Origin of the sequence: Thalassoroseus pseudoceratinae, assembly GCF_011634775.1 — a bacterium.
In the GTDB taxonomy this organism is placed as follows: Bacteria; Planctomycetota; Planctomycetia; order Planctomycetales; family Planctomycetaceae; genus Thalassoroseus; species Thalassoroseus pseudoceratinae.
This window is the reverse complement of sequence record NZ_JAALXT010000003.1, coordinates 86,232-108,289: the sequence shown is the minus strand read 5'-3', so window position 1 is coordinate 108,289 and position 22,058 is coordinate 86,232. Positions and strand designations below refer to the sequence as shown.

At 54.3% G+C, this 22,058-nt stretch carries 19 protein-coding genes; 9 read left to right on the top strand and 10 right to left on the bottom strand.

Translation table 11 applies throughout. The features are described 5' to 3' along the window. Positions 1-4: 4 nt before the first annotated feature. The 6 genes from G6R38_RS10670 (at position 5) to uvrB (ending at position 9,481) form a co-directional block, all read left to right on the top strand. Positions 5-886 (top strand): RAD55 family ATPase, encoded by an 882-nt coding sequence (locus tag G6R38_RS10670; RefSeq protein WP_166824404.1) that lies wholly within the window; start codon positions 5-7, stop codon positions 884-886. Positions 887-1,113: 227 nt separating this feature from the next. After that, the gene (locus G6R38_RS10665) at positions 1,114-2,130 is read left to right on the top strand and encodes a DUF1559 domain-containing protein (protein WP_166824401.1); all 1,017 of its coding nucleotides are present in this window, start codon (positions 1,114-1,116) and stop codon (positions 2,128-2,130) included. Between the two features lie 197 nt (positions 2,131-2,327). After that, positions 2,328-2,750: a carboxypeptidase-like regulatory domain-containing protein gene (locus tag G6R38_RS10660; RefSeq protein ID WP_166824398.1), complete on the top strand. Its 423-nt coding sequence runs from the start codon at positions 2,328-2,330 to the stop codon at positions 2,748-2,750. 143 nt (positions 2,751-2,893) lie between these two features. Continuing rightward, complete coding sequence (locus G6R38_RS10655; RefSeq protein WP_166824395.1) at positions 2,894-5,782, top strand: DUF1549 domain-containing protein; 2,889 nt, start codon at positions 2,894-2,896, stop codon at positions 5,780-5,782. A 66-nt stretch (positions 5,783-5,848) separates the two neighbouring features. Beyond that, entirely contained in the window at positions 5,849-7,282 is a 1,434-nt protein-coding gene (locus tag G6R38_RS10650) for a DUF1501 domain-containing protein (protein ID WP_166824392.1), read from the top strand. A 99-nt stretch (positions 7,283-7,381) separates the two neighbouring features. Further along, a complete protein-coding gene (uvrB, locus tag G6R38_RS10645) occupies positions 7,382-9,481 on the top strand; it encodes an excinuclease ABC subunit UvrB (protein ID WP_166824389.1) in 2,100 nt (699 codons plus the stop codon). Between the two features lie 80 nt (positions 9,482-9,561). Here the strand turns inward: uvrB and G6R38_RS10640 are convergent, their stop codons facing one another. The 5 genes from G6R38_RS10640 to G6R38_RS10620 form a co-directional block, all read right to left on the bottom strand. Then, entirely contained in the window at positions 9,562-9,849 is a 288-nt protein-coding gene (locus tag G6R38_RS10640; protein WP_166824386.1) for a hypothetical protein, read from the bottom strand. A 117-nt stretch (positions 9,850-9,966) separates the two neighbouring features. Further along, positions 9,967-10,983, bottom strand: coding sequence for an NAD-dependent epimerase/dehydratase family protein (locus G6R38_RS10635; protein ID WP_166824383.1), 1,017 nt, complete (start codon positions 10,981-10,983; stop codon positions 9,967-9,969). Between the two features lie 27 nt (positions 10,984-11,010). After that, a complete protein-coding gene (murG, locus tag G6R38_RS10630; protein ID WP_166824380.1) occupies positions 11,011-12,096 on the bottom strand; it encodes an undecaprenyldiphospho-muramoylpentapeptide beta-N-acetylglucosaminyltransferase in 1,086 nt (361 codons plus the stop codon). Positions 12,097-12,102: 6 nt separating this feature from the next. Beyond that, the gene (locus G6R38_RS10625; RefSeq protein ID WP_166824377.1) at positions 12,103-12,741 is read right to left on the bottom strand and encodes a DNA-3-methyladenine glycosylase family protein; all 639 of its coding nucleotides are present in this window, start codon (positions 12,739-12,741) and stop codon (positions 12,103-12,105) included. Between the two features lie 34 nt (positions 12,742-12,775). After that, positions 12,776-13,822 (bottom strand): 3-keto-disaccharide hydrolase, encoded by a 1,047-nt coding sequence (locus tag G6R38_RS10620; protein WP_166824372.1) that lies wholly within the window; start codon positions 13,820-13,822, stop codon positions 12,776-12,778. Positions 13,823-14,021: 199 nt separating this feature from the next. Between G6R38_RS10620 and G6R38_RS10615 the strand changes: the two genes are divergently transcribed. Then, a complete protein-coding gene (locus G6R38_RS10615; protein ID WP_166826593.1) occupies positions 14,022-14,921 on the top strand; it encodes a histone deacetylase family protein in 900 nt (299 codons plus the stop codon). Positions 14,922-14,927: 6 nt separating this feature from the next. Here G6R38_RS10615 and G6R38_RS10610 read toward each other — a convergent pair whose 3' ends face one another. The 5 genes from G6R38_RS10610 to G6R38_RS10590 form a co-directional block, all read right to left on the bottom strand. Then, positions 14,928-16,136, bottom strand: coding sequence for an AAA family ATPase (locus G6R38_RS10610; protein ID WP_166824369.1), 1,209 nt, complete (start codon positions 16,134-16,136; stop codon positions 14,928-14,930). A 443-nt stretch (positions 16,137-16,579) separates the two neighbouring features. After that, positions 16,580-18,424: a type II and III secretion system protein family protein gene (locus G6R38_RS10605; RefSeq protein WP_206028546.1), complete on the bottom strand. Its 1,845-nt coding sequence runs from the start codon at positions 18,422-18,424 to the stop codon at positions 16,580-16,582. Between the two features lie 226 nt (positions 18,425-18,650). Continuing rightward, positions 18,651-19,661 carry a Flp pilus assembly protein CpaB gene (gene cpaB, locus G6R38_RS10600; protein WP_166824363.1) on the bottom strand — a complete coding sequence of 337 codons (1,011 nt, stop codon included), beginning with the start codon at positions 19,659-19,661 and terminating at the stop codon, positions 18,651-18,653. An 86-nt stretch (positions 19,662-19,747) separates the two neighbouring features. Then, positions 19,748-20,302, bottom strand: coding sequence for an A24 family peptidase (locus G6R38_RS10595; RefSeq protein WP_166824360.1), 555 nt, complete (start codon positions 20,300-20,302; stop codon positions 19,748-19,750). A gap of 443 nt (positions 20,303-20,745) precedes the next feature. Then, entirely contained in the window at positions 20,746-20,919 is a 174-nt protein-coding gene (locus G6R38_RS10590; protein WP_166824357.1) for a Flp family type IVb pilin, read from the bottom strand. Positions 20,920-21,345: 426 nt separating this feature from the next. On the opposite strand from G6R38_RS10590, the gene G6R38_RS10585 reads away from it, so the two are divergent. Together G6R38_RS10585 and G6R38_RS10580 are read left to right on the top strand one after the other, a co-directional pair. Continuing rightward, positions 21,346-21,792 (top strand): PGPGW domain-containing protein, encoded by a 447-nt coding sequence (locus tag G6R38_RS10585; protein WP_166824354.1) that lies wholly within the window; start codon positions 21,346-21,348, stop codon positions 21,790-21,792. 4 nt (positions 21,793-21,796) lie between these two features. Then, the gene (locus G6R38_RS10580; RefSeq protein ID WP_166824351.1) at positions 21,797-22,051 is read left to right on the top strand and encodes a hypothetical protein; all 255 of its coding nucleotides are present in this window, start codon (positions 21,797-21,799) and stop codon (positions 22,049-22,051) included. Positions 22,052-22,058 lie beyond the last annotated feature (7 nt).

Genomic DNA, 22,058 nt, shown 5'->3' with positions numbered 1-22,058 from the left:
TCTGATGTCTAAACGTGTTACGACTGGTCTCCCCGAACTTGATTCGCTTCTCGGCGGCGGACTGCTGCCCGGCACACTCACCGTTGTGCTCGGGGCGACTGGCATCGGCAAAACGCAACTGGGCGTGACCTTCGCCAATCAAGGACTGCAAGAAGACGGCGAGCGTGGCATCATCTTCGACATGACCAGTCGAGGGGATTCCCAAAACCAAACCGATTACGCGAAACGTCTGTTCAATTGGTCCATCACCTCCGGATCGACGGATGAAAATATCGATCCCGAATCCGTATGGGATGCAGAACAAATTCGTCGTGATTATCTCCATCTCTTCCGTCGCAGCGGTCGGCGGGTGACATTCAGTGACTTGGAAGTCGATGCCAAACGGGAATGGAAAACCGAACTTGCGAAAAAGCTGAATATCGCCATCGCCTGGTTCTACGGTAACTTCGTTCACGGCGTGCGACGCTGTGTGATTGACGGGGTCGAACCCGCGGAAAAGGCGAGTGACTCTTTTCAGTTTCATACCTTCGACTACGTGTACCACCAAATCTTGCACAAAGACGCCGATTGGGTCGCCAGAGACTTATTTCGTGTGAAATACCGAGCCAATGCTGAGAAGGTTCAGGAGCATCACTACCGACACGAAGACATCGCCACGCTGCTCCTCTACACAACTCACGAAGTTATGTTGGACGACATGCTCGCACGACCGATCGAAAGCGGCGATGTCCTCTCGAACGCCAACACAATTATCATGATGGGCAAAACCCGTGACGGCGCGAAAATGGGCCGAGCATTGCACGTTGCCAAACACCGAGGCAGTGCCTGTGACGACCGCATCGTACCGTTTCAAATCACCGAAGATGGACTGAATTTGCAAATTTGAAAACTCGACCGAAACCATCTCCGCTGAGCGGTGTTGCGTGTGTTGTACGATGTGTTCATAACAGTTCACCACTCGGTTTTCCGACCGATCATCAATTCAACACTTCGACGTGGACGCATTCATCCTATCAAGTTAAAATTCTATTAGATTCACATTATTGATGAGTATTCACTCACGATCCTCAGTCTTGTTCTAGGTCTCTTTTCAATTTTCTCGGAGGAACTGTCATGGTTAGACACAACAAGCCACGTGGCTTCACGTTGATCGAATTGCTAGTGGTCATTGCCATTATCGCGATTCTGATCGCGTTGCTGCTACCCGCCGTCCAACAAGCGCGAGAAGCGGCTCGACGGACACAATGTAAGAGCAATCTCAAGCAAATTGGGATTGCGATTCACAATTACCATGACACTCACGGTTCATTCCCGCCCGGATGTATCAGCACCACGAACTCCGCCGATCCGCCGACCGGGCCGCAACAGTGGGGATGGGCAGTTTTCATCATGCCCATGATCGAACAAAACAATCTCTATGAACTGCTGGACCCTGCCAATCGCACCTTGGCTGACACATTAGCCGATACCGATTCAAGCGATGGTACCCCGGATCGCTCGATCGTTCAGCAGCGAATTGAAGTCTATCGTTGTCCGTCGGACCGCACGAAAGACACAGTGAAAGGCACTCCGCAGACCGTCGATTTCCAGGGAAGCGGTTCCGGTGCCGCGATGCCAGGAACCGGCTTCTTTGGTGGCACATCCAACTATGTGGGTGCGGGTGCATTTGCGGCGTTGGATATTATCGAATACCCGACAGGTCCGCTCTACCGAAATAGTGCGACCGCCTTCGCTGACATGATCGACGGTTCAAGTAACACGTTCTTGGTCGGTGAGAGAGACTTCGATTGTTCCGCCGGAGTGTGGGCTGGCGTTCGGAATGATGGTGGCCCTGGTCCCCGTGGGATCAACTATGTGACGGGACGCGTGAGTATCCCGTTGAACCTGAAGACACAAAAGACTGGCAACAACGGATGTGTGGAGGGCTTCAGTAGTTCGCACCCTGGCGGTGCCCACTTCTTGTTCGGTGATGGCACTGTGCAATTCATCAGCGAAAACATCAATTTCAGCAACAGTAACGCCAATGTCGGTGACAGCACCGGACTCGCCGGCAATTTCAATCAAGCCAATCTCGGCGTGTATCAGCGTCTCGGCTTGATGGATGATGAGCAACCAGTAGGCGAGTACTAACCCGAGTGCTGCATACTAGCAGTCAAACTCGGTGAACACTTTTTGGTTTCAGATTACACATGGGAAACTTGCGCACGCACCGAGGCCATCTTCGGTGCGTGTTCCATTTTGAGCGTCGCTGCATCTCAAAGAAAACCGGAGACCTTCAGACCGAACCTTCGGTTTCTTTTCTTCAGAAATTCTTACAAGGAATGATTATGAAAACCATGACCCAGCTGCTCGGTCGTTTCGCGATTGTCGTTTGCGTTTTCGGATTGGCTGCCGGGTGCTCTAGTGCCCCTGATGACATGCCCGATGTCGCGGAGGTGACCGGTACAGTGACATTCAATGGCGAACCATTGACCGACGCCAGAATCACGTTTCAACCGGAGTCTGGTCGACCTTCCTCCGCAACGACTGGTTCCAATGGCGAGTACACATTGATGTACAACGAGAACACTCCGGGAGCAAAAATCGGTAAGCACAAAGTTTCGATTAGTAAAGCCAACGACACCAAAGACGCGGCCGGCGAAATCATCAAATCTGAGGAGATTGTCCCGGCGAAATACAATCTCGAAACAACCCTCGAAGAAACTGTTGAAGACCAAGCCAACGAGATCAATTTCCAACTGGAGTCATAACCGCAATTGTCGTGTTTTCACTGGGATCGAATTTCTCGAAAGTTAGATTCTTGCGAAGAACGTTCGCATCAATAGACTGATGCGCGTTATACTGTTGAACCCTGAAATCGCATTGAATCTTTTTCATTCGATTGACTTCAACAATGGTTCGACTTGTTCAACTTTCAACACTCCTTTCGATTGCACTCTGTGTCAGCCAGAGTTTGACCGTTCACGCAGCCGATGCGAAATTCTCGGCGGACGATTTGCAGTTTTTCGAGCAGAAAATCCGCCCGGTTTTGGTCGAGCATTGTTACGAATGTCACAGCGAAGCCGCCGCCGAGAACGATGAACTCAAAGGCGGGTTGCTCGTCGACACGCGGGCGGGGTTACTCGAAGGTGGCGACAGCGGTGCTTCGGTAACCCCAGGTGATCCGACCGACGGGATGCTGCTCGATGCGTTGCGGTATGAAACATTCGAGATGCCACCCAGTGGTCCATTGCCGAAATCTGTGATTGCAGACTTTGAGGAATGGATCCGTCGCGGTGCGCCCGATCCACGCAGCGGAAAACCCGTCACCTCCGTGAAACGCACGATCGACATCGAAGCCGGACGCCAACATTGGGCATACCAACCGATTCCCCACGTCGTCGCTTTGCCTGCGAAACCAAACTCCAATCGGACGTCGATCGACGCATTGATTGATCGCCGTCTCCGTGAAGCAGAGATTAAACCATTTCCTGCTGCCAACGCTCGCACGCTCGTTCGGCGGTTGTATTTCGATTTGCTAGGCCTACCGCCCACGCCGACACAGATTGATGAGTTCGTTTCCGACACGTCACCGAACGCGTATGAGAAGCTCGTCGATCGACTGCTGGCCTCACCGGCGTTTGGACAGCGTTGGGGGCGACATTGGTTGGACGTGGTTCGGTACGCGGAATCGGTCACCCTGCGAGGGCTGGTCCAGCAGCAAGCGTGGCGATATCGCGATTATGTGATTGATTCGTTCAATGCCGATCTGCCCTACAATGAATTTCTGAAACAGCAAATCGCAGGAGATTTGTTACCAGCGGAGTCGCTCGCGGAGCAGCGTCGCAATGCAATTGCCACCACCTTCCTGACGATGACCGACGCCAATCTCGAGGATCAGGACAAAGAGAAGCTGCGGATGGATGTGGTTGATGAACAACTCACCGTCATTGGCAGCGCGTTCCTCGGCCAGACGATTGGATGTGCGCGTTGTCACGATCACAAGTTCGATCCCATCCCCACGCGTGATTACTACGCCATGGCGGGCATTCTTAGCAACGTCCGAACGCTGCGAACGAGTAACGTCTCCCGCTGGTTGGATTTGCCTCTCGCCGTCACTCCAGAGCAGCAAGCACAAATCGACCAATTCGCGGAGCGGTCAAAATCTCTGGAAGATGAGATCGCAAGTGTCAAGAAACAGCTTGGGAAGAACTTGCCCAAAGCGGTCGTCGTGCCGATCGATTCGCTGCCGGGTATCGTGATTGACGATGAGGACGCCACCTACGTAGGTGACTGGCAGCAATCGACATCGAACAAACCCTACGTCAACAACGGCTACCATCACGACCAAAACGAGGAACGCGGAAATAAGTCGGTCATCTACAAAACGAAATTGCCCAAAAGCGGAACCTATGAAGTTCGTCTTTCCGTTTCGGTTGGAAGTAACCGGAGCACGCGAGTTCCGGTCGTGGTGCACTCGGCAGACGGCGAGCATATGACGTCCATCAATCAACGGGTGCGACCGCCGATTGACGGATTATTTCATTCGCTCGGCAAATTCGAGTTCACCACTGATAAGCCGGCAATCGTGACGGTCTCTAATACGGGTGCAAACGGTGTTGTTATCGCCGACGCAGTTCAGTTTCTAGCCCCCGATCTGCCGAATTCCATTGCTGTTCCGGAGTCCCCCGAGGACAAAGCCAAGGCATTAGCCGAGAAGCAACGAATCGATACGTTAACGACTCGTCTCAAGTCACTGGAAGCCGACCTCAAGAATCTCCAGAGGCAAGCTCCGAAACAACCCCAGTACATGGGCGTGGTCGAACAACCGGAAATCACGGACACCCGCATCAACATTCGGGGCAACGTTCACAATTTGGGAGCGGTCGCCCCGCGAGGCTTTTTGCAGGTCGCGTCTGGCAACAGCACGGTTTCCATGCCCGACGATCAAAGCGGCCGTGTGCAGTTGGGAGAGTGGTTAGCGGATCCGAGCAATCCGTTGCCGGCTCGCGTGATGGCCAACCGCGTTTGGCACTGGCTCTTTGGTGCTGGTCTCGTCCGCACTCCCGACAACTTCGGCAAGACCGGGGAAACACCATCACATCCAGAATTGCTGGATTATCTCGCTCGGCAATTGATCAACAACGATTGGTCCTCCAAGTCGCTCATCCGTGAGATTGTTCTGACAGACGCTTACCAGCGAAGTAGTCACCCCCCTGGCATCCAAGAGAATGCTCATCGGATGACAGTCGATCCAGAAAATCGTCTTCTCTGGCAAATGAACCGGAAGCGGTTGGAGGCGGAGTGCATATTGGATGCCTTGCTGTGTGTCAGTGGAGAAGTTGAACTCCGACACGGTGGAAAAACATTTCGAGACGGTTTGTCCGCCGATTACGGATATCAGTATGAAAGTAGCCGACGCGCGGTGTATTGGCCGGTCCTGCGGAATTCGATTCCCGAAATGATGCAAGTTTTCGATGGAGCGAATCCCAGTTTGGTGACGGGTCGACGCAACTCCAGTGGTGTGGCACCGCAGGCACTGTATCTGATGAATAACTCGTGGGTGATCGGTCGCTGTGAGGCGGCTGCGAAGTCGTTACTGGCCGACCACAAATTATCGGATCAAGAGCGTGTTCAACGACTCTTCGAAGTCGCGTTGGGGCGTCTCCCGAGTTCCGAAGAACTGGCATTGAGTTTATCGTTTCTCAAATCGGATTCGGATGATGATGCCGATCGTCTCCAACGGTGGGCGCAACTTGTTCAATCGGTGATCTCAACGCTGGATTTCCGGTTTGTGAACTGATTCGCCAATCTCCGCGTACACGATCGTCTGTTTGCAATTCCGAAAAGGCAATACTGAAGGACTCTCATGAATCCACAAAGACTCCATCCGGTTTCTCGCCGACAGATGCTGCAAAACGTTGCCTGCGGATTCGGTGGATTGGCCTTCACGGCAATGGCTCATCAAGCGGCGTCGGCTTCAACGAACCGAAACCCACTCGCGGAACTTCCGACCCATTTCCCACCTCGTGCGAAGCGTGTCATTTTCATCTTCATGCAGGGTGGGCCGAGCCATGTGGATTCCTTTGACTACAAACCCTCGCTCGCCAAACAGCACGGCAATTCGTTCGAGTTCGCCGATGATCGAGCAAGAGCGAACTCCGGCAAGAAGCTCACGACACACAAGCTGATGAAATCGCCATGGAAGTTTCGGCGGTACGGCGAAACCGGGCGATGGGCTTCCGACTTGTTCCCGGAAACCGCCAAGCACATGGACGATTTGGCGATGGTGCATTCCATGCATACCGAAGGCGTTGCCCACGGACCGGCCACGCTGTTTCTGCACACCGGTGCAACGAACTTCGTCCGGCCGTCGGTGGGGTCGTGGATTACCTACGGACTCGGTTCGGAAAACTCGAATCTCCCTGGCTTTGTTGCGATCTGTCCATCCGCCGGAAATGGCGGGCCGCGAAATTACGGCAGTGCGTTTTTGCCACCGGTCTATCAGGGAACCGCAATCGGCGATCCCAATTCGCAGGACATCATGATCCGCGATTTGAAAAACCCCGCCGCCACACGTCCCGAACAACAACGACAGTTGATGCTGACGCAGGCACTCAATCGTCAACAACTCCTGCAAAACGGCGGCGGTGCGGAATTGGAATCGGTGGTCAAGTCGTATGAACTCGCCTGGCGAATGCAGTCGCACGCACCGGACCTGCTCGATTTGGTTGGAGAAACGCCGGAAACTCTGAAACTCTACGGAATCGGAGAGAAAGAAACCGACAAGTTCGGACGGCAGTGCCTGATCGCCCGCCGATTGTGTGAAGCCGGCGTCAGATATTTGCAAGTCAATTACGGCGACAACAGTGCGAACCCGGCATGGGATCAGCATTCGAATTTGCCTCGACATGAGCAACATGCTCGACGGGTCGATCGCCCCATTTCCGCCTTGCTAACCGATTTGAAACGACGTGGCCTGCTCGAAGACACCCTGGTCTGGTGGGGTGGGGAATTCGGCCGTACACCGTACTCGCAAAGCAATGGCACCGGTCGTGATCACAACCCCAGCGGCTTTACGATGTGGCTGGCCGGTGGAGGTGTGAAACCCGGCGTGAGTTACGGGAGTACCGATGAATTCGGGCATCAAGCTGTCGAAAACAAAGTCCACATGCACGACATGCACGCGACCATTCTACATTTGCTGGGGATTGATCACGAACGCCTTACGTATCGCTATTCCGGTCGCGACTTCCGTTTGACCGATGTGCACGGTCGCGTCGTCCACGAATTGTTTGCGTGAACAGGCCGTGAATGGGCCGACGGCTTGGACAGATCGCTTGAAGACGACCTACAATGAACACACGATTCATTCGACGTCGTTTGCAAGAAATCGAGTTCCATGCCGAAATTTCAAGTTGCCAGCGAATTTGCCCCAGCGGGGGACCAACCATCTGCGATTGCGTCCCTCGTCTCCGGCATCAACGAGGGAAAAAAGGATCAGGTCCTGCTCGGTGTCACCGGGAGCGGTAAAACCTTCACGATGGCCAACGTCATCCAGCAGGTGCAAAAACCGACGTTGGTCCTCAGTCACAACAAAACGCTGGCGGCCCAACTCTACGGCGAATTCCGCGACTTCTTTCCGAACAACGCCGTCACATATTTCGTCAGCTACTACGACTACTATCAGCCGGAAGCGTACATCCCGCAGCGGGACATCTACATCGAAAAAGACTCCTCGATCAATGAGGAGATTGACCGCCTGCGGTTGCTCGCGACCAGTGCGTTGGTTAGTCGGCGGGATGTCATCGTGGTCGCCAGTGTGAGTTGTATTTACGGGTTGGGGTCGCCCAAAGACTACCTCGAAATGATGATTCCCCTGCAAGTCGGTAAGGAAATCGATCGTGATGAGCTGCTGCGAAAACTGATCGATATCCAATACGACCGCAACGATGTAGCGTTCGAGCGGGGTCGGTTCCGTGTGCGGGGTGATGTCGTCGAGGTTTGGCCAGCGTACGAGGAATTCGCCTATCGCGTTGAGTTGTGGGGCGATGAGGTCGAAAAACTTTCGATCATCGATCCGCTCACCGGCGAAGAGTCCAAGTCGCTGCCAGATGCGTATATCTATCCGGCGAAGCACTTTGTGTTGCCTCAGTCGCGAATCGACAGCGCGATGGAGGAAATCGATACCGAACTCAACACCTCACTAGAAACGTTTCGCAAAGAAGGCAAGTTGCTCGAAGCGCAGCGGTTGGCGGCCCGGACGCGACACGATATGGAACTGCTCAAAGAGGTCGGTTTCTGTCCGGGCATCGAGAACTACAGTCGGGCACTTGCCGGTCGAAAACCGGGACAACCACCGTACACCCTGCTCGACTTTTTCCCTGACGACTTCCTCATGATCATCGACGAGTCGCACGTCACGGTTCCGCAAATCCGGGCCATGTTCAATGGCGACCAGGCCCGAAAAACAACACTCGTCAATCACGGTTTTCGGCTGCCGATGGCTTTGGACAATCGGCCGTTGAAGTTTGAAGAATGGGACACGATCCGCAAGCAGACTGTATTCGTCTCGGCCACACCTGCTGATTGGGAGTTGGAACAATCGGCGGGTGAAATCGTCGAACAAGTGATTCGCCCGACCGGCCTGGTCGATCCAGTGATTCACGTGGTTCCCGCCCGTGGTCAGGTTCCGCATTTGTTGGAGCAGGTGAAAATTCGCATTGAGCGGGGCGAACGTACGTTGATCACTACGCTCACTAAGCGACTCGCCGAGGATCTGACAACCTACATGCAAGAAGAAGGCATCCGCTGCCAGTGGTTACACTCGGAGTTGGATGCCATCGAACGAGTGGAAATTCTTCGGGAACTTCGCGAAGGCCGGTTCGACGCCGTGATCGGCGTCAACTTGTTGCGGGAAGGTTTAGACCTGCCGGAAGTCTCGTTGGTCGCCATTTTGGATGCCGACAAGGAAGGTTTCCTGCGAAGCGAAACGAGTCTGATCCAAACGATCGGGCGGTCGGCTCGGAACGTGAACGCCGAGGTGTATTTATACGCCGACACGGTCACGAACAGTATGCAACGGGCCATCGAGGAAACCGAACGCCGGCGAGCCTTGCAATTGGCGTACAACGAAGAGCATGGAATCACGCCGGAAACCATCCGCAAAGCGATTCGTCGGGGCATCGAAGACGAGATCGAAGCCCGGCAGATCGAACGAGAAGCAACCGGCCAGAACGAAACCCAATTCGTCACACAGGAATATCTCAACGAGTTGGAAGCAGAAATGCTGGCCGCGGCCGAGAATCTGGAGTTTGAACGAGCGGCGAGTTTGCGAGACCGGATCACGGAACTGCAGCAAAAACTTGGGGAGAAAATCTCCGTTCACTCCGAGTCTGCAGAATCAAACGAACCGAAGCGTCGAGGCGGTCGCAAAGGAAAAGGCAAACGCTCCCGCGGAACTGGCAAACGCGTCCCTAAACCCCAACGACCTGATAGTTAAAAGTTCCGCAACGGTCCTAGGGATTCGATGTTCGGTTGCAGTCTCGATCGGACCGTGACCGTTGGTGAGATCCGCCAATCTCACGGATTCCAAAGTCCGACATACCACTCAAACCAACCGGCAATCCAGTCGAATTCGCACAGTAGGACAATCGGGTAATAGAGAAAGTAAATGAGCCGGTCGATTGATCGGCCGCCGATGTTGTACGCCTCATAGATTGGCCAATACATCGGACCGGTCGAAAGGACGTAAAGCAAGAAGACGATGGCAATGCGATTGTAGATCCTCCAACCTCGACCGTCATCCAGGCCGGAGCGATATCGGTTGGAGGTGTTGGAAGGGGACGTCCCCGTTGGCGTCGGTGTCATCGAATAGAACGGCCCTTCTCAAATTCTCTGGTAATTACAGTGGCTGGGGGAAAATGTGTCTCCGACCGCCGTGAGACTGAACTCGCTGCAAAGACGTGATAACGGCTGAATCGGGCGTTAGGGAACCATGTCGTGTTGGCGGTACCACTCTAGAGTGTTCTGTAAACCCTCTTGGAAATCAACTGCAGGAGCATATCCGAGCACCCGACGGGCCTTCTCGATGGAATAATCCAAGTTCAGCCCGAGGAACTTAATTCGGGCACTGGAGAGGATCGGTGCATGCTTCGCCCCTACAAGGCGATACGTGCCTTCTAACAGTCGGGCCAAACCTTTGGCGATCGGAAGTGGTACGGTTCGCGTCGGCACATGATAGCCCACCCCCTCCGCAATCCCCGCCACGAGTTCTTCCTTGGAAACCAAACGCGCATCGGTGATGTTCAAAGTCTCGCCCAACGCTTCTTCGCTTTCCAACGCGAGAAAAATGGCATCCACCAGATTGGAGACATAGGTGTTGTTGATCAACTTGTCCCGCGAACCAAGATAGCGGAACTGCTTCGATTTCAGACGTTCCATGATCCGAGGGAACACCGTGCGATCGCGTGGCCCGTAAATAAAACCAGGACGTAAAATGATCGCTGGCAGGTTGTGTTCGTCGATGTGTTGCCGAACCGCCTGTTCTGTTTCCGCTTTGGAAACCGTGTACCCGTCAATTCCTGTGGTGCTGATAGGAGTCGTTTCATCGGTTCCGAAATGATCTTTGGCCGGATAGACCCCCAACGAACTGACGTGGACCATTCGACGCACGGTGCCAGCGGTTTCCATTGCAGCTAGCAGGTTCTTCACTCCACCGACGTTGACAGCGCGATAGTCCGAAACTGGCCCCCAATCACCGACTTTCGCGGCACAATGCACCACTAAGGTGACGCCATCCATTGCGGCTTTCAACGATTCGGCGTCGCTGAGATCGCCAGTCACCAATTCCACGCCCAGGTCATCTAGGAATTGCGTGTCACTCGTCGGTCGGACAATCGCGCGAGTTTTCAAACCGCGTTTGTGAGCAGCTTCAACGAGATGACTCCCGACAAGCCCAGTCGCTCCGGTGACCAGCAAAACGTCCTGTTCCGTGATTTCCATTTGTTGAGAATCCGTTCGACCGCAATATTACTGGGGGGTGAGAACACTCATGATGATACTGGCGACTTCGCTCGTCGCGTTGGGTTTCGCTAGCGAAGTCATCGCTTGCCGCATTTTGGCACGCATGGCGGAATCACACAACAGCCGTTGCCCAAGTTCGATCCACTCCGTCTGATTGGCGTTTTGCTCCATCACAACTGCTGCACCGGCGTCCGCGAAGAACTGAGCGTTCTTACGTTGGTGGTCGTCTTTGGCAGTGGGGTAGGGCACTAGAATTGCCGGCACGCCGACACACGCCAGCTCACTGAGCGTCGTCGCCCCCGCCCGAGAGATCGCCAACTCCGCATTGGCGTAGTGTTTGGAGAGATCAGACATAAAACGCGAGACCGTCGCGGAAATCCCAAGTTCATCATATCGATCACGAACACGCTGTTCATCCAGTGCTCCGGTTTGATGAACGATTTTCCACCCGGCAGTTTGGGGTTTCAATGACGGAAGGAGCGACAGCACACGGTCATTGACAGCACTTGCTCCCTGGCTTCCCCCAAGAATTAAAAGCGTTTGGTTCGATGGATTGATGCGGTTCCCAGACAACGCTGTGATCGATTCGCGAAGTGGATTCCCGGTCGAGACCACGTTCCGAGGGCAATTGCTGCCAAAATCTGTCTCGGGAAAGCTGGTGCAGACGGCAGAGGCATTCCCAGCGAATAACCGCGTCATCCGACCGGCGACAATGTTTTGTTCTAACAAAATCGTGGGCAGACGATGTCGTCGTCCGAACCAGATCGGCAACCCCGAGGCCAATCCTCCCAAACCGATCACTGCCGACGGTGTGCAATCTCGAAAAATGCGTCTCAGTAATTGCAGGCTGCGAGAAATTTGGAATGTGGATCGGACGGGTCGTCGCACGGTCTCTCTTGGTGTCGGTACCGGAATGGAAAAATGCTCGTAACCGGCGGACGCCAGGATGTCGCGTTCGAGCGGCCGATCAGAACCGACGAAGACGCAGCGAATTTGCGGATCGCAGCGAGTAAGTTCCTCAGCGACCGCAATGCCCGGTATGAGATGTCCCCCGGTTCCGCCACCCGCGAACAACACGGTTCTACGTGTCATGCGACCTCACTCCGTGGAATCAGCCGGCGATGTCAGTTCCAAACTTCGCCAACAGTACCAGCTGGCAATCGTCGCGTACGGTCGCCAGGGCATTGCGAGACGTTCGGCGTCGGCTCGGTTGGGGAGGTCATCGAGAGCGTACAGATTCTTGAGGGCGGTGCGAATCCCCAAGTCGGCGTGCGGCAACACATCCATGCGGCCTAGCGAGAAGATCAGGAACATCTGAGCGGTCCACTCACCGATGCCTTTGACCTGTGTGAGTGCAGCGATAATTTCCGTATCATCCCGTCGGCCGATCGTAGCCAATTCGATTTGCCCGGACTGGACGTGATCGATCAAGTCGCGGAGATATCGAACTTTTTGGCCGGAAAGCCCGACGGCTCGCAAATCTTCGTCCGTGAGATTGGCAAGTGATCCCGGTTTGAGTGGCTCGGGCTTCAATCGTGTCAGCAAGCGGTTTCGAATCGATTCCGCAGCCTTTGTCGAGATCTGCTGCGAAAGAATCGAACGAACCAGCATGGCAAATCGATCGCGTTTGGCCCGCAATGTGAAAGGCCCCACGCGATCGATCACGTCTTCAAGAACCGGGTCGGCACTTCGCAAATGTGCCAACGCTTGTTCGACCTGCACCGTTCGAAATGCCATCCGTTGACACCTCAGTTTCCGAGTGTGTCCGATGTTATCGTTTGGCCAACGAAGGTGGTTCGGCATTGCGATGAGGAATCATCCAGATATTGCGATAACGAACGGGATCCCTGTGATTTTGCAGTTTGATGGGCAGGGGATTCGGGCCTTCGCCAACCTTCTGCCCGGCACCGGTTCCGCGTTCGATTTCGAACTGATCTTGGACGGGCACACCGTTGTGATGCACCGAAATCACGGCGTTCTTGATCTTCTTGCCTTCGGCGTCGAAACGAGGAGCGATGTAGAGAATGTCGTAGGTTTGCCAGGTCAGTGGTGGCAAGCACATGTTTAGCTTCGGCGGCTGGTAGCGGTACAGGGCACCACATTCGTTAAACACACCGTCGAGAGCAAACGAATCGAGGACCTGAACTTCATAGCGACTGTGAATGTACACACCACTGTTGGCCCGACTTTGCCCCCGACACTCGGGCATGTATGGCAGTTTGAATTCCAAATGCAGGGTGAAATCGTTCGCGGGCATGACGATTTCACATCCCTCTTTCAGAAATCCTTCTTCGTCGATAGCACCGTTCTTGAGGTGTTCGCTGGAAAGGCTTCCATCGAAGATTGTGACGGCATTCGAAGGAGCAGCCTTGCCGATCGTGGGACTGTGCCGCTCGACTTTGGTCAGATCACCGACCATGAGCTTTTCCGTCGAAGCCAACTTCGCGGCTGACTTCGTGACCTCAACTTGAAGACCATCGCCGAGCAATTCGATTTGATCGCCCTGACGAACGCCACGGACTTTGAACTTGGTTTCGCGATCCCAACCGGACCCTGGCAGCCCACCGAGATACACAACACCGATGAACTCCCCTTTGCCTTGGGCGGCGACTTGGAGCCCTAACTTGTGCGTCTCGAAACCACCATTCTGGTGAATCGCACCCTGGCCGCTGAATTCTCCTTGGAATGCGAAATCCTCGTCGACTTGTTCAACGGATGTCGCGGCAATTCCGGGACCGGCGGCAGAGGCGATGCGATCAGAAATATTCAGCCCACAGGAAATCAAGCCGGCGAGCAACACGACTATCGGAATACGCATCGAGAGAGTCCTTCAGTATCAAATCGTCGTCATCGGATTACTTCAAAATAGGAGGACTTTCCAGTCTGAGCAGACTGAGCCGTTCGTGCAAGCGTTGTGTCGGAGATTCTGCTCTCGAATTGGTCAAACTTCGTCGGATGACTACGATATTGGCGGTTGGAATCGAAATGTCCTCATTCTTCAAACCCACCAGAATACCGTGCAGCTGTTTTATACCGACCATTTCGTGCTTCCCCTGCCGACGACGCACCGTTTCCCGATGTTGAAATACTCCCGGCTTCGTGAACGGGTTTCCACAGCGGATTTAGTCGGCACAGACAATTTGCGTGTACCGGACGCTGCCACGAATGAGCAACTCATGTTGGCACATCAACCCGACTACATACGACGAGTCGCTGACGGTGAACTGACTCGGCAGGAGGTCAAGCGGATCGGATTTCCATGGTCGCGAGGGTTGGTGGAGCGATCACGGCGGTCGGTGGGGGGCACGATTTCCGCCTGCCAATCGGCCCTAGAATGTGGTGTGGGTGGCAACCTTGCCGGAGGGACGCATCATGCGTTCGCCGATCGGGGAGAAGGTTACTGTGTGTTCAACGACGCTGTCGTTGCCGCTCGCGTGTTGCAATCGACGGGACACGCCCGGCGAATTGCGATCATCGACTGCGATGTTCATCAGGGCAACGGGTCCGCTGCTATGACGGTGGGAGACCCGACGATCTTCACGTTCTCTATCCACGGCGAAAAGAACTGGCCACACCGCAAGGAGCAGAGTGATCTCGATGTCGGTCTGCCGGACGGAACTGAAGACGAAGCTTATCTCGTCGCACTCCGAGCGGGAATCGATCAAACGCTAACGCAGGCGGAACCGGAACTGGTCATCTATGTGGCTGGTGCGGACCCGTATCATGCCGACACTTTGGGCCGCCTCAGATTATCAAAATCTGGTTTGGCCCAGAGAGATCGGCTTGTGATTGAGAGTTGCCGAGAACGCGGAATTCCTGTTGCGGTCTGCATGGCGGGGGGATATTCCCCAAACATCGAGGATATCGTGGATATCCATTTTCAAACGCTACGAACGCTCCGCGAGTTCGCCGATTGAGTGAAATTACTTCGCACCGGCGAACAGGCCGAACAACCCCTTGCGAGCTTTCTTGTCTTCCTCGGGGACGACTTCTTCTTTCGCATCGTCAAAGGCGCGGGCGATTTTCTCGATCGCTTTTGTGAGTTTGGCTTTTGGAGCTTTCTGGATCAGCGGGATTCCGTTGTTCCGGGAGTCCACCATCGTGGCGTAATCGTTGGGAACCTCGAAGGAAATTTCTCGCCCCAACGTTTCTAAGGCTTTCCCCAAACTGATTTGGGAATCCTCCAGCCCCAACCGATTGATCACAACCTGAACGCGGTCGCTGAACGTTTCCAAGCCATCAAAGAATTGCAGCAAACGCACCGCATTTCGCAAGCTCGGGAGATCAAGCTGCGTGACCAGCAATGTCGCATCGGATGCTTCCATCGCGGCCAAGTCCAACGGACCGAATGTCTTGGTCACGTCGATCACGAGGTGCGTAAAGGTGGCTTTGAGCAAGGAGATCACTCGCCGCATTTGATCCGGCGACATGATCGGGTTTTCTTCCAAATGCACCGGACGCGGCAGCAAAAACGCACCGCATTCGTGTTTCGTCAGCGACCGCTTGAGTAACGAGTAATCGAGTCGTGAAATGTTCTCGGAGACATCCTGAATGGTGTAGTCTGGAATGATGTCCAACCAAACGTCGGCATCGCCGAGGGCAAAATCCATGTCGATGCACGCTACGCTATTCGCAGGATTCTTCGCGAGAATGCATGACAGATTGATCGCCAGACTCGTGCAGCCGACACCACCACTAACACCAGCCACCGTGATGACCTGACTCCCACGAGTGTTGCTTTCACCGCTGCGTGTTGTGAGCGTTTGCTTGATTCGATCCAACGCCGCCAGGAAGTCGTCCAAGTTTAAGGGTGAGCTGAGAAACTCTTTCGCACCATTTCGCATCGCCTGCAGAATGATGCTGCCTTCGTTGGAACTACTTACCACAAGCACGTTCGTGCCCGGCATGTCTCGGTTAAGTTGACCGACCAACGCCAACGCTTTCGTGGGATCGCTGTCCAGACACACCAAAGCGATATCTGGTTGCGATTGCCCGACAACATCGGAGAAGAACTCATAGCGAGAACAATCGGCATCCAGCCAAATTTGATCGATACCCAACAACAAGCTCTTCAACGAGGAGCGGGTCGCATCATTGGGGTCGACGATGGCCACTCGCACAACGTTGTTCATTTTGAAGTCCGTCCATTCCCAAGTGAACCGTGATTTCCCACCAAATCGGTTACCATCATCGGCAATCAATTGTCGTTTTGTGGATCATGTAATGACGAGAACCGCCATCATCCAGAGGCCCATTCGCGTGTTGATCCGACAACACGAGTTCGGTCTCATGATTTGGTGAATGATGCCGCCGTTTCGGGGCGTCGCATTTCGCCGTGTTCAACACTGTTGACCGAAAAGACAATCGAAACGGGAGGCAACACTTGTGTAAACATAGCTCAAGAATTCGGTCGTGAGTCGAATAGATGACGAGATTCTGGGGTTGAGTGTTCGGAATCGCCGGAAGTGCGAGTTTTTCGTAATCGGACATTGAGCAAAGATTCAGTCCCCAACAAAGAAAGCCGGCCACACCGAAATGTGACCGGCTCTTTGACCGAACAAATTGGTTCAGACGATTATTGCGGTGCAATCAGTCCACTTCGCGAGGGAGCTGAGTAACGATTTCCCGCGGGAACAACTCGCGAATCGTTGGCAGGCTGCCAGTTCTGACCGCCTGATCGACGCTGCGTCGTCGGCAGTGGCGGTGGTTGTGGCATCGAGTTGTTCGGCGTCGGAACACCTAACCGCGGCAGTTCAAAGGCAGACTCAGGCTGTGGTTGGACCGGTTGCAACGGTGCAACTGGTTCTGCCTGAGGCATCGCCGTTGGACCTGCTTCCATGACCGGTTCGTAATCCGAAGTCGGAGGTGCAATCTGTTCCGGACCTGGAGCCATTGCCGGAGCCGCCGGCATCATTCCGGCACCCGTGTCAGGACCGGCATAGTGGACTCGGCTGAACGGGACACCACTTGGTTCGCAGTCTGGGCAAACGCCACCGTAATTTGGCACTTCGATGAAGCCATCACGGTAGAGTTCACGGTCGGTTGGCACATCGGTACTCAAGCCAGGACCACCGGCTGGAACTTCGTGAGGTTCAAGAGGACCAGCAAGTTCCGGCGTGACGAGGATCACGAGTTCCGTTTCGCCTTCGTCATATTGAACGCGTCGGAAGGCGGCACCGATCCAAGGCAATTCGCCAAGGAACGGAATTTTACTGGTGGTTGCTGTTCGACGCAGTGAAAGCAAACCGGCCAGCATATAGGTTTGTCCGAACTTCATCTCGACTTGTGTGTTCACGCGGCGAGTCGTCAAACCCGGCACGGTGAACCCGTTGATGTTGACGGAATTCGAGAAGTCCCGTTCGCTGACTTCCGGTTGAAGTTCCAACCGCACGCGACCAGCTCCGAGGATTGTCGGAACAGCTTCCATTCGGACCCCGAACTCACGCCATTCGATTGTGGTCGTCCCCAACGATTGCGGCACCACAATCGGGAATTCCCCACCCGCCAGCATTTGAGCCGGGCGGCCGTTGGTTGTGTTCAGGGTTGGTTCGGCGAGGATTTTCAACAACCGCTCTTGCTTCAAAGCATCCAAGAAACTTTGGAAGATGTTGTTGTCGTCAACAATCCCACCTGCCAGCGACAGCGAACTGAGTGCGGTGTTGAGGATTTCAAGCCCCTGTCCGCCGGCACCATTCCCAGTGAAGTTGGCAGTCGAGTTCGAAAGCGGAACCAACGTTCCCGGCGTCGAGCCCACGAAACCGTTGTCGTTGACATATAGGAAGTTCAAACCTAGCTGACGAATTTTCGAGCGTTGAACTTCCATCACGCGGCATTTCAGAATGACTTGTTGCATCCCGCCGACGTACATTTGATTCAGAACCGTTGGGTAGAATCGTTCCGCGATCTCGACGATCTTGGTGATTTCCTCCGGTCGCGTGACCCACCCGCGAAGGACAACACTGTCTTGCACAGCCACCGCTTTCACTGCGGAGCCGGGGAACAGGCGATCGATGTAGGCTTGCAGGTGTCGCACGTCGCCAGCCACGAATGTTTCGACCGTATAGACGGCACCGAATTCATCGGTGAAGACAACGGTCGTCACGCCGGGCGTGAGTGCTTGCAACCGGAAGCTCGTTGCGGACAACGCGGTGACGTTGAGCACCACCGGATCGAACCCGTCAACACGGGAAATTCGCTGCGGCAACTTCAAGACTTTGGAGAACTTTTCCGTAATCTGCGTCTGCGATTCCGGTTTGTTCACCACGAAAACGGGATCGTTTGACGACACCGATTGGTCGACCTCCGCCGTTTGAGCGAAGGACACCGACGGCGAAACCAGAGTCACGGTCGCGACGAGCGTGCAAACCGCGATGAATCTGCTAACGCGATTGTTGCCGGCGCGGAGCCGTTTCCGGTTCATGCGGTGACCTCCGAGGTCGATTGTCGCCTGTGCCCAACGTGGGGCCGCAGTTTTCTTATGCATCCATGCACCTCAGACAGGTAATTACGCTGGCTGGATTTCGGCTCCGCCAGAGCCGGAGATGGGAACTGACCGAACACTTGTCCTCATGGGGAGTCAATTCCCGTGAGAACAAGTGTCAAGGTCAAGAACGGTTTTTCGGCCCGTTATCTCACTCTATCGTCTTTTAGAGGGTCGGAACTTTCGGCATGTCCGCTGCAACCCCATTTTCCGTCAAATCTTCTTGTTCGTTTTCCAGGTCAACCTCTTCAACCCGGTGATCATCTCCGAAAAATATTTCGATCTTCCATTTTTGCTGGATTTCCGGAGTCGGTTCGACCGAGACGGTCGGCTCGGGTTCGGCTGGTGACTGGTCCTGTTGTTGTTCCAGTTCCATCTTCAAGGCATCTTGAATGCTCAATGCTCCCGTATCGCCGGTTCCGTCGTCCTCGGCGTCGGCAAACAGGTCTTCGGAGAAGCGGCCGACGCTACTGCCACTGTCTTCAAAGAACGCATCATCGACCGATTCCGTTTGCACGGTGCCTTGGTCGGTTTTGTTTCGCAGGGCCAAGTGAATGGGCCCTTTGTTCTGGGCAAGCATCACCAAGTTGGCTTGGTTCGGTTCGACGAGCAGCGAAATGTTCTTGGCGACGTGTTCAGTTTCCTCAGTCACAGCGGACGAACGAACACTGTCGGACGCGAAGACTTCGATGTACTCCAAGATGGTCTTGGTTTTGTTGGACATCCCCCGGTCGGTGCGAACTTTGTAAGTCACTAACACGTCCACACGGTCGCCTGCTTGGATCAGACCAGAGTGCGTTTTGGTCGCATCCACCGGCACTGAAACAACTCGCATTCCTTCGGGAATCTCCAAAGACGCCCCGTGCATCCCGGGTTGATTGAGCTTCGCCTCCAAGATCAGGTCACCAGCCACACAGGCGGCTTTCAAGGAGCGATCGGCGAATTGCTCGTCGGTGGTGACGGCACCAGCCGGGATGGCGTCGATCGGCCATTTCTGAAAGGCGACGTTGTCTCCGTTGAGCGGAATCCCTGGTTGGATATTCGCCATCGCGACCAAAACTTGTCCGTATTCGCTTTCCGCAGGGCCATCCTTGGACACATATTTGTTAGCCAGCACAACGCCGACGAGTCCCATACTGACCGAGAAGGCCAACAGGACAAACGATTTCATTCTCATAGGACGACTCTCTTTGTGTTCAAAGTATTGGCCGAGAAGACTGCCTTACACGAACGGGCCGCGACCGTGTGAGGAGCCAAAATTTTTCAATACAACAAACCGGCGTAGCAGAAGTAACCGATCGATCCGATGCAGATCGGAATTCCATAGGGCAGCAAGAACATTGTTGGCTTCCGTTCCTTGGCGATTTTGGAAAGTTCCGCCGGGTTTCGGACGGTCATCCATTCGTTGAGGATCATCAAGAACTGGGCGTAGTGCTTTTGCACGCCGCGTTTGTAGATGACCATCAGAACCGCCATCACGGCTCCGACAACAACCGTCGCCACGAATGCGTAAAAAGTGATGTAGGAACCAAGCCATGCTCCGATTCCGGCCATCAATTTCACGTCGCCGGCTCCCATCCCGCCAACCGAGTACAACGGCAGCAGCGTGAGCAAACCGACAACCATCCCAAGCAACGCAAAACCCAAACCGCCCCAACCGCCGACCACGGTGTTGTAAACCAAACCGCTGAGGACCATGGAATAGGTCAGCCAATTCGGAACTCGAAGTTCTTTACCGTCGATCCAAGCTGCCACAATCAATACGACTGCGACGAACTTCACGTGCCAGTTCTCAATCAAGAGAGCTTGCCAATCCATTGTCTGCCGCCTTTCTTATTTGTCTTCTGCCGAATGGCTAGAGGGGAATTTTTCGGAATTGTCACAAGACACCGGAGACTGCCACCGCCGCAATCACGGCAGCGGTCCTCGCTGTCTTTGTTCATCGTTGTTGTCACGTTCTCTGGACGGAAAGCCGTTACGCAGCTCCGCGACCGAACATCATGGACGCCAGCCACATCGTGACCGCGACGAACACGGGAGAAAGTTGCCACAGTGTCGAGAAATCGATCCAAAATGCAGACATCACAAGACCTTTGTAAGTGGTTTCCAAGCGAGACTGACGTATGCTCTAGACGTAAAGGGAGGCCGACCGACGGAGTCCCGTAGAACTCCATCGGGCGGCCCAGCCCGTTGACCCCGCGACATCAATGACACAACCAGAGGGCCGACTGGTATCAACAGAATCCGATGGATTCGGTCGATTATGTCAACGCGTCGCGAACACCTTCGAATTTGGTGTTGGCGTTCGTGCCGATTTCACCAATCGCTGTCAAGCAGACGATGACGATCAACGCCAGCATGACGGCGTATTCGACGGCCGTCGGGCCATCTTCGGAAACCAGGAACTGTTTGACACTGCTGAGGATGTTCTTCATGAGTTGCCCTTTCTGGACTCGTGTCACCCCGAAACGGGGTTCAACCTGTTTGCGGACCATTTCAAGACGGCTGACCCTCCGCCAAGTTGGATTCCGCGACCCGAAAAACCTCACCGCGAGGTTTATCCACAAGTGAATCTCCCAGACGACGAACAGACGCTCGTCACTGGCAGTTCAAAGCCGATTCCCTAAATCGTTTTCAGGAAACCGTTTAGAGTGACAGGCTCGTATTAACGCCTGACACGTCAAACCTAGGTCACACTTTGCAACAGTCAAACTGCGTTCTTTAGAAAACTTAGAGAATTCAAGAAGTTTCTTTTGAACCTGCTCTCCTGGGCAACCGGGGGACGCAAAGTTACACTAGGCGTTTGACCCAATGGGACTCGATCGAAACCGCACTACGATTCGCAAAGATTGTCGACCGAGATGTGGACTGACCTTGTTGCCAACATCACCGACTGGATGGACGAACACAATACGTTCGTTTGGACGCTCTCAATCGTGTCGGCCCTCACGTTCATCGCCAGTTTGATGTTGGTGCCATTTCTGATCACCCGCGTCCGGGCAGATTACTTCGTGACCGATGAACCGTCCGCGATGGCGTTCGCCACAAAGCATCCGGTCTGGCGGGGCCTGTTCTTAGTTGCCAAGAACCTATTGGGAATCATCCTGCTTCTTGGTGGCATCTTGATGCTGGCACTTCCGGGGCAGGGGTTGCTGACGATTCTGATTGGCATCTCGTTGTTGAACTTCCCCGGTAAACGCGAATTGGAGTTGTGGATCATCCGCCGGCCAGCCATTTACCGGACCATCAATTGGATCCGCATCCGACGCGGCGGCGAACCTCTGCAACTCCCTGAGGCCACGGAGTGAAGTCATGCCGGAAACTCCCAACGAACACACGCCGCGTAAACGACTCTCGTTCGGTTTCATTGGGTTTCTCGCATTGATGTTCGTGCTGCTTTGGCCCTTGAGTCTTGGCCCCGTGGCGTGGTTGTACGACCATGGATATCTCAGTGACGAAACGGCTCGAATGATTGGCGTCCTCTACCAACCGCTGTCCTGGGTTTTTGAGGCGTCTCCATTGCTGGAAGATGCCATGATGCGTTATTTGGCTTTCTGGCGTCAGTGATTTTGTT

What these genes read in the sequence shown, in the direction of transcription:
- G6R38_RS10670 (WP_166824404.1), top strand. Translation starts at nt 5, where the DNA reads ATGTCTAAACGTGTTACGACTGGTCTCCCCGAACTTGATTCGCTTCTC.
- G6R38_RS10665 (WP_166824401.1), top strand. Translation starts at nt 1,114, where the DNA reads ATGGTTAGACACAACAAGCCACGTGGCTTCACGTTGATCGAATTGCTA.
- G6R38_RS10660 (WP_166824398.1), top strand. Translation starts at nt 2,328, where the DNA reads ATGAAAACCATGACCCAGCTGCTCGGTCGTTTCGCGATTGTCGTTTGC.
- G6R38_RS10655 (WP_166824395.1), top strand. Translation starts at nt 2,894, where the DNA reads ATGGTTCGACTTGTTCAACTTTCAACACTCCTTTCGATTGCACTCTGT.
- G6R38_RS10650 (WP_166824392.1), top strand. Translation starts at nt 5,849, where the DNA reads ATGAATCCACAAAGACTCCATCCGGTTTCTCGCCGACAGATGCTGCAA.
- uvrB (WP_166824389.1), top strand. Translation starts at nt 7,382, where the DNA reads ATGCCGAAATTTCAAGTTGCCAGCGAATTTGCCCCAGCGGGGGACCAA.
- G6R38_RS10640 (WP_166824386.1), bottom strand. Translation starts at nt 9,849, where the DNA reads ATGACACCGACGCCAACGGGGACGTCCCCTTCCAACACCTCCAACCGA.
- G6R38_RS10635 (WP_166824383.1), bottom strand. Translation starts at nt 10,983, where the DNA reads ATGGAAATCACGGAACAGGACGTTTTGCTGGTCACCGGAGCGACTGGG.
- murG (WP_166824380.1), bottom strand. Translation starts at nt 12,096, where the DNA reads ATGACACGTAGAACCGTGTTGTTCGCGGGTGGCGGAACCGGGGGACAT.
- G6R38_RS10625 (WP_166824377.1), bottom strand. Translation starts at nt 12,741, where the DNA reads ATGGCATTTCGAACGGTGCAGGTCGAACAAGCGTTGGCACATTTGCGA.
- G6R38_RS10620 (WP_166824372.1), bottom strand. Translation starts at nt 13,822, where the DNA reads ATGCGTATTCCGATAGTCGTGTTGCTCGCCGGCTTGATTTCCTGTGGG.
- G6R38_RS10610 (WP_166824369.1), bottom strand. Translation starts at nt 16,136, where the DNA reads ATGAACAACGTTGTGCGAGTGGCCATCGTCGACCCCAATGATGCGACC.
- G6R38_RS10605 (WP_206028546.1), bottom strand. Translation starts at nt 18,424, where the DNA reads ATGAACCGGAAACGGCTCCGCGCCGGCAACAATCGCGTTAGCAGATTC.
- cpaB (WP_166824363.1), bottom strand. Translation starts at nt 19,661, where the DNA reads ATGAGAATGAAATCGTTTGTCCTGTTGGCCTTCTCGGTCAGTATGGGA.
- G6R38_RS10595 (WP_166824360.1), bottom strand. Translation starts at nt 20,302, where the DNA reads ATGGATTGGCAAGCTCTCTTGATTGAGAACTGGCACGTGAAGTTCGTC.
- G6R38_RS10590 (WP_166824357.1), bottom strand. Translation starts at nt 20,919, where the DNA reads ATGAAGAACATCCTCAGCAGTGTCAAACAGTTCCTGGTTTCCGAAGAT.
- G6R38_RS10585 (WP_166824354.1), top strand. Translation starts at nt 21,346, where the DNA reads ATGTGGACTGACCTTGTTGCCAACATCACCGACTGGATGGACGAACAC.
- G6R38_RS10580 (WP_166824351.1), top strand. Translation starts at nt 21,797, where the DNA reads ATGCCGGAAACTCCCAACGAACACACGCCGCGTAAACGACTCTCGTTC.